The following is an 11,683-nucleotide window of genomic DNA, read 5'->3' on the forward strand; positions in this document are numbered from 1 at the left end:
TGCGCCGCACCACCATGGGCGCGCTGCGCCCCGGCTCCAAGGTGAACCTGGAGCGGGCGCTGGCGCTGGGTGATCGGCTGGGCGGGCACCTCGTCTCGGGCCATGTGGACGCGGTGAGCGAGGTGCTGGAGACACGGCCCGAGGGCGGCTCGTGGGTGATGGGCTTCCGGCTGTCTCCGGAGCTGGCGCCCTACTTCATCGAGAAGGGCTCCGTAGCGGTGGATGGCATCAGCCTCACCGTCAATACAGTCCTCGCGGACCGCTTCACCGTGCAGCTCATCCCGGAGACACAGACGCGCACCACCCTACACGGCAAGGGCGTGGGCTCGCGTGTGAACCTGGAAGCGGACATGATCGGCAAGTACGTGGCGCGGCTGTTCTCACTGCGCCAGAGCCCAGGCAGCGGGCTCACCGAGGAGGCCCTCAAGGCGGCCGGCTTCGGGATGAAAGGCTAGGAGCGACAACATGGCGCGCGCGACGAAGGCAACGGACGTCATCCAGCTGGTGGAGCGAGCCCTGGCGGACATCCGCAAGGGCCGCATGGTCATCCTCACCGATGACGAGGATCGCGAGAACGAGGGCGATCTCGTGATGGCGGCCGAGAAGGCGACCCCCGCCGCCATCAACTTCATGGCCACCCACGGGCGCGGGCTCATCTGCCTGTCGCTCACCGAGGATCGCATCCGCCGGCTGAACCTGCCGCTGATGGTGCAGGACAACACCTCGCCCTTCCAGACGGCCTTCACCGTCTCCATCGAGGCGGCGCGCGGCGTCACCACCGGCATCTCCGCGGCGGACCGCGCCCGCACCATCCAGGCGGCCGTGGCCCCCAACGCGAAGCCGGGCGATCTGGTGCGCCCCGGCCACGTCTTCCCCCTGCGCGCCCGCGAGGGCGGTGTGCTGGTGCGCACCGGGCAGACCGAGGGCAGCGTGGATCTGGCGCGCATGGCGGGGCTCTCTCCGGCCGGCGTCATCTGCGAGATCATGAAGGCCGACGGCACCATGGCCCGCCGGCCAGACCTGGTGAAGTTCGCTCGGAAGCACAAGCTGGTGCTGCTCTCGGTGGCGGACATCATCCGCTACCGGCTGGAGCGCGAGCGGCTCGTCAAGCGCATCGGCAACGCCACCCTCGAGCGCCGGGGCGCGGGCACCTTCCAGGCGTACACCTATGGCAGCGAGGTGGACTCGGCCGTGCACGTGGCCCTGGTGAAGGGAGATGTCCGCGGCAAGGAGCCCGTGCTCACCCGCGTCCACCGGGCCTGCCTCGCGGGGGATCTGTTGGGCAGCACCCAGTGCGCGTGCGGCAGCCAGCTCGAGCAGGCCATCCAGCACATCCACGCAGCGGGCCGGGGCGTCATCATCTACCTCCAGAAGGATGTCCCAGCGAAGGCCCAGCTGCAGTGCACCCACATCTCCAACGAGGAGGTGGTGAAGGGCAAGCCGGACCAGACGCGCCTGCGCGAGTTCGGTGTCGGGGCGCAGATCCTCAAGGATCTCGGCCTGTCCCGGCTGCGGCTGCTCACCAACAACCCCAAGAAGATCGTGGGCCTGGAGAGCTACTCACTGGAGGTGGTGGAGCAGATCCCCCTGTCCCAGGGCGAGGCCCAGCGAAGGGTGGCCGCGCGCACACCCCGCCGACGGCGTGACAAGTCGTGAAGACGCGGGGCGGGCCGCTGGTGTAGGAAGCACCCATGCCTCGCTACATCGAAGGTGATTTCCTGCCCCCCAAGGGCCGCTTTGCCATCTGCGTGGCCCGCTTCAACGCGTTCATCACCGACGAGCTCGTGAAAGGCGCGGTGGACTCGCTGGTACGCCACGGCGTGGCCGACACGGACATTGATGTCTACCGCTGCCCCGGCACCTACGAGCTGCCAGGTCTGGCGCGGCGCGTCACGGAGTCTCAGGGCTACGTGGGCGTCGTCACGCTGGGCGCCGTCATCCGCGGCGGCACTCCCCACTTCGACTATGTGGCGGGCGAGTGCTCCAAGGGCATTGGCTCGGTGGCCTTCAGCGCCGCGGCCATGCAGTGGCCCGTGTCCGTCACCTTCGGCGTGCTGACGACCGACACGGTGGAGCAGGCCATCGACCGGGCCGGGGTGAAGGCGGGCAACAAGGGCGCCGAGGCGGCCATGGCCTGCCTGGAGATGGTGAACCTCTATGCGAAGATGACGGAAGGAAAGAGGGGATAGCTCATGGGGGCGCGGAGAACCGGCCGCGAGCGCGCGCTGCAGGCGCTCTACCAGCTGGACATGGCCGAAGGCACTTCGCCCACCGAGGCGCTCGCGTCCGCCTGGTCGGCCTCGGCCGAGGAGGGCAAGCCGGACCCGGACGCCGCCAAGTTCGCCCAGGAGCTCGTCGAGGGGGTCCAGGCGCACCAGTCCGAGATCGATCAGCTCATCGAGAAGCACAGCCACAACTGGCGGCTGGACCGCATGTCCCGGATCGACCGGAACGTGCTGCGCCTGGGCGTCTTCGAGCTGAAGTACCGCCCGGACATCCCCAAGAAGGTCTCCATCAACGAGGCCGTGGAGCTTGGCAAGAACTTCGGCACGGAAGAGTCCAGCGCCTTCGTCAACGGCCTGCTCGACCGCCTCGCGATAGCCATTGGTAAGCCGTGAGCGTGACGACCTATGACATTGGGCTCGAGGGGCTGGATGCCCTCGCCGGGGTGGACGCCCTCTGTCTCTTCGTGGCCGAGGACGACCGGCCCCTGCCCGGCATCGCCGGCTACGTGGACTGGCGACTGTGCGGCTCCCTGTCGCGTGTGCTCCAGCAGGGGTTCTTCACCGGGGTGAAGGATGACTGGCTCCTGGTGCCCTCGGAGGGGCGGGTGCCCCTTGCCCGCATCTTTGCCGTGGGGCTGGGGGCCCGGAAGAGCCTGGACGCGGCCGCCCTGGGGCGCGCCATGGCCAGCGCCGCCGAGGTGCTCGCCAAGGCCAAGGTGGAGTCCGTGGCCCTGGAGATCCCCGGGGGAGGCCGGGTGGACGAGGCGACCCAGGCCGAGGCTCTCCAGCAGCACTTCCTCCCGGCTTTCAAAGGGAAGCGCGTCACCGTCCTGGCCGACAAGGCCCTGGCCAAGCTCCTCCCAGTGCGCAAATCCTGACGTCCTCCGGCTGAAGACTCTCCTCGCAGGCGGGCTTCTGCTAACATTTCGGGCCACATGGGACTCAAGGTCTTGATCGTGGAGGACTCCAAGGCGTCGCGCGAGTACATCGCCGCGACGGTGGAGTCCATCCCCGGCGTCGAGGCCATCACCACGTCCAGCGGATTCGAGGCGCTCAAGCTGCTGCCGCGCTACCGCTTCGATCTGATCATCACCGACATCAACATGCCCGACATCAACGGGCTGGAGCTCATCAACTTCGTCAAGAAGAACCCGAACTACCGTGAGACGCCGCTCTTCATCATCACCACCGAGGGGCGGGATCGGGATCGGGATCGAGGCATGGCGCTCGGAGCCTCCGAGTATCTGGTCAAGCCCTTCGAGCCGAAGAGCCTGGAAGGGCTGTTGCGGCGCTACCTGAAGCTGGCATGAGCCGCAGAGCCCCGCCGCCGTGAACCCGGGAGGCAAAGCGCTGTCCGAGTTCGTCGCCGAGGCGACGGAGATCCTCGACACGCTGAACAAGGATCTGCTCACGCTCGACGAGCGCCGCGGGCAGGAGGCGGATCCGGAGCTCATCAACGGCATCTTTCGAGCCGCGCACTCGCTCAAGGGCCTGGCGGGCCTGTTCGGACAGGATCGCATCTCCCGGCTGGCCCACGGCATGGAGGACCTGCTGGACCGGCTGCGGCTGGGCAAGCTGGTGATGGACGACACGGCCCTGGATGCCCTCGTCGAGTCGCTGGACGTGCTGCAGGCCCTGCTCGTGGACGCCTCCCGGGGGGAGACCTCTTCCTCGCAGTCCACGCGGGTGGAGGGGCTCATCGAGCGCTTCACGCTCATGGGGGCTCCCGCGCCCCCCGGTGAGGAGGATCCGCTCGACCGGCTGGAGCTGGATGCCCAGGTCCGCGCCGTCTTCACCGAGTACGAGGAGCACCGGCTGCGCGAGAACGTCCGCCGGGGCGTGGCGCTGTGGCGGGTGCGTGCCGACTTTGACTTGTCCGACTTCGACAAGGGCCTGGCAGAGCTGAACTCCCGCCTCAAGCCCGTGGGAGAGATCATCAGCACGCTGCCCTCGGCGCAGCCCAGCAGCGCCAGTGGCATCGCGTTCGATCTCATCTTCGGCTCGAAGGTGACGGGCATAGAGCTGGCCTCGGCCCTCGAGGGCACCCCGGCGCAGCTCTCCCAGCTCGCTGCGCGCCCCCCGGCCCGTGGCGTGGTGCTGACGCCCGCCCCCGTGCCCCGTCCTGCCGCTCCGGCCGCTCCTCCTGCGGCCTCGGCCGCTCTCCCCGCTGCTCCAGCCCACGGGGCTGCTTCCGTCCCTGCCGCCCCGACGGAGCCGCGCGCTCCCTCCACGCGCCGCTCGGGCTCCCGGAAGAGCAAGGCGTCCCGGCCGCCTCCCCGTCCGGAGCCTTACCAGGAGCTTCCCCAGCCTCTGCTCACCCCCCTGCCGATGATGACCCCACCCCCGCTGCCTTCGCAGGCGTTCTCCGAGGCGGGCCTGGGAGACTCGGGCTCCAAGGGGCCGCGGGTGGATCTCGACACATCGCTGCGCTCGCTGACGCAGACGGTGCGCGTGGACATCCGCCGGCTGGACGGGCTGATGAACACGGTGGGCGAGCTGCTCCTCATCAAGGCCAACCTCCAGCGCATGACGGAGAACGCGCGCCAGGAGGGCACGCTGGTGCTCTCCAAGGCCTGGGTCCAGGAGCTGGCGCGCGAGACGCGGCAGCTCGAGCGCAAGCTGGACGCGCTCCAGAGCGGGCTGCTCGAGGCGCGCATGGTCCCGGTGGGCCAGGTGTTCGACAAGCTGGCACGGCTGGTGCGCCGGATCGCCCGCGAGGCCGGCAAGGAGATCGACTTCCTCAGCACCGGCGGTGAGGTGGAGCTGGACAAGCTCATCGTCGAGGAGCTGAGCGATCCGCTCATGCACATCATCCGCAACGCCATCGATCATGGCGTGGAGCCGCCAGAGGTGCGCGTGGCCGCGGGCAAGTCGCGCCGCGCCGCCGTGTCCCTGCGGGCCGAGCAGAAGGGCAACCACGTCGTCATCGAGGTGAGCGACGACGGCTCCGGCATTGACGAGCAGCGCGTGCGGGAGGTGGCCCTGCAGCGCAACCTCATCACCGAGGCCCAGGCCGCGGAGATGAACCGCCGCGAGCTGCTCAACCTCATCTTCCTGCCGGGCTTCTCCACCGCCCGGAACGTCTCCGAGCTGTCCGGCCGCGGTGTGGGGCTGGATGTGGTGAAGAACAACATCAGCAACCTGTCCGGTCTCATCGACGTGTGGAGCGAGCGCAGCCGTGGCACCGCCTTCCAGCTCACGCTGCCCCTGACGCTGGCCATCATCCGGGCGCTGGTGGTGGGGGTGAGCGGGCGGACGTACGCCGTGCCGCTCAACAGCGTGCTGGAGATCCTCTCCATTCAGCCCAAGGACATCCGCACCGTGGAGCGCCGCGAGGTGCTGGATCTGCGCGGACAGACGCTGCCCTTCACCCGGCTGGCCCGGCTCTTCGGCCTGCCCGAGCGCAATACCGGCCGGCACTTCGTCGTGGTGGTGGGGCTGGCCCAGGAGCGCATGGGCATCGCCGTGGACGAGCTCTTCGGCCAGCAGGACATCGTCACCAAGCCGCTGGGCGGCCGGCTCCAGTCGGTGCGGGGCATCTCCGGGGCCACGGATCTGGGAAACCGGAGAACCGTGCTCGTTCTGGATGTCGCGGCCCTGCTCGAAGACGGAATGAGCCCCGAGCGTCGCTGGGCATGACGACAGAGCCCTCCGGACTGCTATCCTCCCGCTTGCCGTGTCCCGCTTCTCCGAACTGCTCGATGACTTCTTCTACCGGCCGGACGAGGACGTCGGGGGCCTGCTGGAGTTCGCTGCGGGCAGCGACGAGCTGCAGCCGCTCGTTCCAGAGGAGACTCCCGAGGAGTACCTGGCCTTCCTCCTGGAGGGCGAGTGCTACGCCGTCCCCATCCGCTCCATCCGGGAGATCGGCAAGGTGCCCCCCTTGACGGAGATCCCTCGGGCGGAGCCCTGGCTGCTGGGGGTGATGAACCTGCGCGGCGACGTCATCCCCGTGTATGACCTCAAGTTGCGGCTGAAGTTGACCGACAAGGCCTCCCTGGTGGCCGGCCCCGACGCACCGCCGCCGCCGCGCCTGGCCCGCATCCTCGTCGCTCACACGGAGGAGGGCCCCGCCGGCGTGTGGGTGGATGCGGTGAAGGACGTGGTGCGCCTCAAGCCCTCCATGCTGGAGCCCTCCCCGCCCGGCCTCGGCGGCGAGCGGGACTGTGTCGTGGGCATCGGCCGGCGCAACTCGGAGCTCTACATCCTCCTCGATCTCGAGCAGGCGCTCGCATGAGAGAGCCTGTAACCTTGTCAACGCGCCGGCCCCGCTCCGAGGACACGGCGCCCCGGGACCCCATCGTCCAGCTCTGCTGCTTTGCCGTAGGCAAGGAGGAGTACGTCGTCGACATCATGCGAGTGGAGGAGATCCTCCCACCTCAGAACATCATCCCGGTGCCGCATGCGCCCGCCTTCGTGGAGGGCATGCTGCACCTGCGTGGAATCCTGTTGCCCGTGGTGGATCTGCGCCAGCGGCTGAACGGCACGAGGGAGCCGCCGACGTCCAAGGCGCGGCTGCTGGTGTGCTTGGTGGGCCGGCGGCGGGTGGCGCTGCGGGTGGATCGGGTGACGGAGGTCATGCGGGTGCGCCGCAGTGAGATCAAGCCCGCGCCCGCGCTGCTGTCGCCGGGCCGGCAGCCGTTCCTGGTGGGGGTGTGCGGGACGCCGGAGCGCCCGCGGATGCTGTTGGACATCAAGGTGCTGCTGCGGGCCGAGGTCGAGCGCGAGTCGAAGCGGACGGGAGGCGAGGCGTGAGTCACGTGCTCGCTCCCCAGCAAGAGGAGGAGCGCTACCAGGCGGTGCTGGCGGTGGATCCGGCGGCCCCCGGGGCGTTGGATGCGCTCATCGTCGGGCTCCATGACGAGAGCTGGCGCGTGCGCCGGGCCGCGTCCGAGAGCCTCAGGCGGCTGCCCACCCTCACTGAGGTGGCCCACCGGCTCGTCTCTGTCCTGGCCGAGCGGGGCGAGACGGGCGCGCGCAACGCGGCGGCCGAGGCCCTGGTGGGGCTCGGGGACGTGGCGGTGGGACCGTTGATCCGGCTGCTGGTCCACGAGGATCCGGATCAGCGGAAGTTCGCCGCGGACATCCTCGGGCACCTGGGGCGGCGCTCCTCCGAGAGCGCGCTCATTGGGGCGCTGGCGGACTCGGATCTCAACGTCCGCGTCTCCGCCGTGGAGGCGCTGGGGCGCCTGGGGACCGATGAGGGCGCGCGCGCCCTGGAGGGCCTGCTGAAGGAGCCGGAGACCTTGCTGCGGCTGGCCGTCCTGGAGTCCCTCTCTCAGCTCGGCTGGCCGCCGCCGCTGCCGGTGGTGGTGCCGTTGCTCTCGGATCCGCTGCTCCGGCGCAGCGCCTACCGGGTGATGGGGCTCATCCCCCAGGTGGCGGCCACGGAGCTCATCAGCCGCGGGCTCAGCTCGGAGGTGCGCTCCATCCGCGAGTCCGCGCTCGGCGCGCTGGGGACCCAGGCCAGCGTGGCGGACGGCCCGCTCCGCGCGGAGATCGACGCCCAGACCCATGCCGCGCTCAAGCGGGTGCCAGAGGCCGTGGAGTTCGTCACCCAGGCCTTCGAGAATGAGGACATGCCCGTCCGGGCCGGTGCGCTCGTGGCCGCGGGAGCCCTGCGCGAGCCCTCGCTCGCCATCGCCGTGGCAGAGGCGGCGCGGGAGGATCGGCTGCTGCGCGAGGTCATCCGCACGCTGTCGCGGCTGGGGCCCGAGGCGGGGCGAGAGCTGCTCGGACGCATGGCGGAGCTGTCCCTCCCGGCGCGCGCCGCGGCGGCCCAGGCCATGCTGGAGATGGTGGATCCCTCCTACGTCCCCGCGCTGTGCGCGCTGCTGGAGTGGGCCGAGGACGATCTGCGCGCGGTGGCGGTGAAGGCGCTGGGGCGCACCCAGTCGCCGGAGGCGGTGGCCCCGCTGGTGGCGCTGCTCGAGGAGCCTGCGCTGGCGGGCGCGGCGGTCCGGGCGCTGGGCGTGCTCTCCAGGGGTTGCCGGGAGGCCGTCCTCGCCGCGCTGGAGCAGGTGGTGGAGCAGCGGCCCTCGCCGGCCGCGGTGGCGGCGTTCGCCCATGCGGGTGGGACGGCCGCACTGCCCACGTTCCGCAAGCTGGCGCGCGCCGCGGATCCACTGCTGCGCGCGGCGGCGCTGGATGCCGCGATGGACGTGGATCCGGCGGTGGGGCTGGAGCTGGCCCGCGTCGCGCTCACGGACGAGGCCGCCCCGGTGCGCGCGTCCGGAGCTCGGGCGGTGGGGCGGGTAGGGGATCGCTCCGCGGGCACGCTGCTCAAGCCGGCGCTCCAGGACGAGGACATCGCCGTGCGGCTCGCCGCCGTGGAGGCGCTGGGCGAGAGTGGCGCCGCGGATCGGACGCCAGAGCTCGAGGAGCTGGTGAGCCACCCGGATGGGGCGCTCGCGGGGCGGGCGGTGCGCGCGCTGGGGCGGATCGGCACCGTGCGGCCCGAGGTGCTCAAGGAGGCCACGCGTCACGCGGACGCAGAGGTGGTGAAGGCCGCGCTCCAGGCCGGAGCCGTGTCAGCCGAGGGGGTGGCGCTGGCGGTGGAGCTGCTGAAGCACCCGGGCTGGGACGTGCGAGCCATGGCAGCGCGGGTGCTGGGGGACTCGGGAGGCCGGGACAGCCTGGAGGCGGTGCGCGCCGCGCTCTCGCTGGAGCAGGACGCGCTGGCTCGCCGTGCGCTCACCGATGCGGTGGAGCGCCTCTCGAGGCGCTGACGGATGGGGGCTCAGGTGTCGCGCTTCGACGAAGAGGGCCGGCCGGAGATGAGCGCGGAGGAGTTCCGACTCCTGCGCGATCACGTCTACGCCCACTGTGGCATCCTGGTGCGCGAGGACATGAAGTTCGTCATGGAGCGGCGCCTGTGGCCTCGGCTGGAGGCCCTGGGCCTGCGGGACTTCACGGGCTACCACCGCTACCTGCGCTATGACGCGCAGCGGCGCGTGGAGCTGGAGGCCGCCGTCGAGGCGCTGACGACGCACGAGACGTACTTCTTCCGGGAGCCCAACCAGCTCACCGCCTTCACCGACGAGGTGATGCCGGCGCTCCAGCAGCGCAATGCCCCGATCAAGCGGCTGCGCATCTGGTCCGCGGGGTGCTCCACGGGCGAGGAGGCCTACACCCTCGCCATGCTCCTCCAGCAGAGCCGCCGCTTCGAGGGTTGGGATGTGGAGGTCCACGGCACGGACATCTCTCGCCGGGTGCTGGCCACGGCGCGGCGGGCGGAGTACGGCCCCTCCTCGCTGCGGGCGGCGCCGCCGGATCAGGTGTCGCGCTTCTTCGTCCCGCTGGGAGGCAGCAAGGTCCGGGTGAAGGACGAGGTGCGTGCCTGGGTGTCCTTCGGGCAGCTCAACCTGCTGGACACCGAGGCGTGCCAGCTCGTGCCGCGGATGGATGCGATCTTCTGCCGCAACGTGATGATCTACTTCGATGTGCCGGCGCGGCGCCGCGTGCTGCAGGCCTTCCATGAGCGGCTCGTTCCGGGGGGGTACCTGCTGCTGGGCCACTCGGAGAACCTGCTCAACTTGGGCGTGGACTTCGAGCTGGTGCACCTGCACGGAGATCTCGCGTACCGCAAGCCCCTGCTGTCGCAGAGGGAGGAGCGATGAGCTCGCGGCCTCCCATCACGGTCCTCGTGATCGACGACTCGGCCCACAACCGGCGGACGTTGAAGCAGCTCCTGGAGTCCGAGCCGGACGTGCAGGTGGTGGACTGGGCGGCGGACGGCGAGGAGGGGCTGCGCAAGGTGGTGGATCTGCGCCCGGACGTGGTGACGGTGGATCTGGAGATGCCCCGCATGGGCGGGTACACCTTCCTGCGGCTGCTGCGGAGCACGGCCCCCACACCGGCCATCGTCATCTCCAGCCATACCCACAAGGCGGACGTCTTCAAGGCGCTGGAGCTGGGGGCCTTCGACTTCATTGCGCGGCCGGCCAAGGCCACGACGCAGGCCCTCGAGGAGCTGCGCAGGGAGCTGCTGGAGAAGGTCCGCGCGGCGCGGCTCGTGCGCCGGGGAGGTGGCAAGCGGCTGCCCGGGCGCCTGCCCCGGGAGCTGGAGCCGCCTGAGGCTTCTCCCTTCATCGTGGCCGTGGGCGCCTCCACGGGCGGGCCCCCGGCGGTGCAGCGGCTGCTGGAGGCGCTCTCGGCGGAGCCGACGTCGTGCGTGCTCGTCTGCCAGCACATGCCCGCCCAGTTCACCAAGGCGTTCGCTGAGCGGCTGGACAGCATTGGCCCCTTCCACGTGTCCGAGGCGAAGGATGGCGATCGGCTCGCACCGGGCCACGTCTTCATCGCTCCAGGGGGGCGCCACATGCTGCTCGTGGAGCACGGCGGGCAGCTGGTGCTCAAGACGCCCGAGGTGGGAGCGAAGGATCGGTACGTGCCGTCCGCGGATCGGCTCTTCGCCAGCGTGGCCAAGGCGCTGGGGGAGCGGTCCCTGGCGGTGGTGCTGACGGGCATGGGCTCGGACGGGGCCTCGGGCGCCCGCGAGGTGCACCAGGCGGGGGGCGAGGTCTGGGCGGAGTCCGAGGAGACGGCGGTGGTCTTCGGCATGCCGCAGGAGGCCATCTCCACCGGGGTGGTGAAGCGGGTGCTGCCGCTGGGGGAGATCGGCCCGGCGCTGGTGGCCCTGGCCCGGCGCCGGCGCTGAATGGACGGTGAAACCGGCTGATTTCTGGACGGGGGTGATATCTTCCCCGCCATGACGCAGATCCGGGCGCTGGTGGTAGACGACTCCCAGGCCATGCGGCGCAGCATCATGTACGCGCTGCAGCGGCTGGGGGGAGTCGTCTGCGTCGAGGCCGCGGACGGTGCCGAAGGGCTGAAGAAGTTCACCCAGGGACAGTTCGACCTCGTGCTCACCGACATCAACATGCCGCTCATGGATGGGCTGAAGCTCATCAGCCACATCCGGCAGGGGACGGCGCACAACAAGATCCCCATCGTGGTCATCACCACGGAGGGGGCCACAGCGGACCGTGAGCGCGCCATGGCGCTCGGGGCGAGCGCCTACCTCGTGAAGCCCGTGCAAGCGAAGGTGGTGCTCGATACGGTGAAGGGGTTGCTCAACCTGCACTGAGTTCGGAGCCGCAGTGTCTCCATCCGATATGTCATCCGAGCCAGGGCCGGCCGCACCGCCGCCAGAGGTTCCCGTGGCGCCCCAGAAGCCCGTGGCGCCGCCCGTGCTGGAGGTGGTGTCCCTGGAGAAGGCCTACGGTGCCCTGAAGGCCGTGCAGGGGCTGTCCTTCCAGGTGGCGCCGGGAGAGGTGCTGGGGCTGGTGGGGCCCAACGGGGCTGGCAAGACGTCCACGCTGCGCTGCCTGGCGGGGATCCTCCCCGTGTCCTCCGGGAAGGTGGCCGTGGTGGGGCATGACATGGCGGTGGAGCCAGTCGAGGCCAAGCGGGCGCTCGCCTTCCTGCCGGATGAGCCGCGCCTCTTCGAGTACCTC

Annotated in this window: 14 protein-coding genes; all 14 read left to right on the plus strand. The window is 70.4% G+C overall.

The window, feature by feature from the left end:
• On the plus strand, nucleotides 1-455 hold a 455-nt coding region (locus VD972_RS11680; RefSeq protein ID WP_324985370.1), incomplete at its 5' end, for a riboflavin synthase.
• Between the two features lie 10 nt (nucleotides 456-465).
• Nucleotides 466-1,656 carry a 3,4-dihydroxy-2-butanone-4-phosphate synthase gene (ribB, locus tag VD972_RS11685; RefSeq protein ID WP_324985371.1) on the plus strand — a complete coding sequence of 397 codons (1,191 nt, stop codon included), beginning with the start codon at nucleotides 466-468 and terminating at the stop codon, nucleotides 1,654-1,656.
• A 35-nt stretch (nucleotides 1,657-1,691) separates the two neighbouring features.
• On the plus strand, nucleotides 1,692-2,189 hold the full coding sequence (gene ribE / locus VD972_RS11690) for a 6,7-dimethyl-8-ribityllumazine synthase (protein WP_324985374.1): 498 nt from the start codon (nucleotides 1,692-1,694) through the stop codon (nucleotides 2,187-2,189).
• Between the two features lie 3 nt (nucleotides 2,190-2,192).
• A complete protein-coding gene (nusB, locus tag VD972_RS11695; protein ID WP_324985377.1) occupies nucleotides 2,193-2,618 on the plus strand; it encodes a transcription antitermination factor NusB in 426 nt (141 codons plus the stop codon).
• Nucleotides 2,615-3,103, plus strand: coding sequence for a M17 family peptidase N-terminal domain-containing protein (locus VD972_RS11700; RefSeq protein ID WP_324985380.1), 489 nt, complete (start codon nucleotides 2,615-2,617; stop codon nucleotides 3,101-3,103). The genes nusB and VD972_RS11700 overlap by 4 nt, the downstream gene beginning before the upstream one ends.
• A gap of 57 nt (nucleotides 3,104-3,160) precedes the next feature.
• A complete protein-coding gene (locus VD972_RS11705; RefSeq protein WP_324985383.1) occupies nucleotides 3,161-3,535 on the plus strand; it encodes a response regulator in 375 nt (124 codons plus the stop codon).
• Between the two features lie 19 nt (nucleotides 3,536-3,554).
• On the plus strand, nucleotides 3,555-5,864 hold the full coding sequence (locus VD972_RS11710; protein WP_324985387.1) for a chemotaxis protein CheA: 2,310 nt from the start codon (nucleotides 3,555-3,557) through the stop codon (nucleotides 5,862-5,864).
• Nucleotides 5,865-5,901: 37 nt separating this feature from the next.
• Nucleotides 5,902-6,462 carry a chemotaxis protein CheW gene (locus VD972_RS11715; protein ID WP_324985390.1) on the plus strand — a complete coding sequence of 187 codons (561 nt, stop codon included), beginning with the start codon at nucleotides 5,902-5,904 and terminating at the stop codon, nucleotides 6,460-6,462.
• Nucleotides 6,459-6,980 carry a chemotaxis protein CheW gene (locus VD972_RS11720; RefSeq protein WP_324985393.1) on the plus strand — a complete coding sequence of 174 codons (522 nt, stop codon included), beginning with the start codon at nucleotides 6,459-6,461 and terminating at the stop codon, nucleotides 6,978-6,980. The genes VD972_RS11715 and VD972_RS11720 overlap by 4 nt, the downstream gene beginning before the upstream one ends.
• Entirely contained in the window at nucleotides 6,977-8,953 is a 1,977-nt protein-coding gene (locus VD972_RS11725; protein WP_324985395.1) for a HEAT repeat domain-containing protein, read from the plus strand. The genes VD972_RS11720 and VD972_RS11725 overlap by 4 nt, the downstream gene beginning before the upstream one ends.
• 48 nt (nucleotides 8,954-9,001) lie before the next feature.
• Entirely contained in the window at nucleotides 9,002-9,844 is an 843-nt protein-coding gene (locus VD972_RS11730) for a protein-glutamate O-methyltransferase CheR (RefSeq protein ID WP_324985400.1), read from the plus strand.
• Nucleotides 9,841-10,884: a chemotaxis-specific protein-glutamate methyltransferase CheB gene (gene cheB / locus VD972_RS11735; RefSeq protein WP_324985396.1), complete on the plus strand. Its 1,044-nt coding sequence runs from the start codon at nucleotides 9,841-9,843 to the stop codon at nucleotides 10,882-10,884. Before VD972_RS11730 ends, cheB begins: the two co-directional genes overlap by 4 nt.
• A gap of 51 nt (nucleotides 10,885-10,935) precedes the next feature.
• Nucleotides 10,936-11,313 carry a response regulator gene (locus tag VD972_RS11740; protein ID WP_324985397.1) on the plus strand — a complete coding sequence of 126 codons (378 nt, stop codon included), beginning with the start codon at nucleotides 10,936-10,938 and terminating at the stop codon, nucleotides 11,311-11,313.
• A 73-nt stretch (nucleotides 11,314-11,386) separates the two neighbouring features.
• On the plus strand, nucleotides 11,387-11,683 hold a 297-nt coding region (locus VD972_RS11745), incomplete at its 3' end, for an ATP-binding cassette domain-containing protein (RefSeq protein WP_324985398.1).

It is taken from the genome of Hyalangium sp., assembly GCF_035629615.1.
Classification (GTDB): Bacteria; Myxococcota; Myxococcia; order Myxococcales; family Myxococcaceae; genus Hyalangium.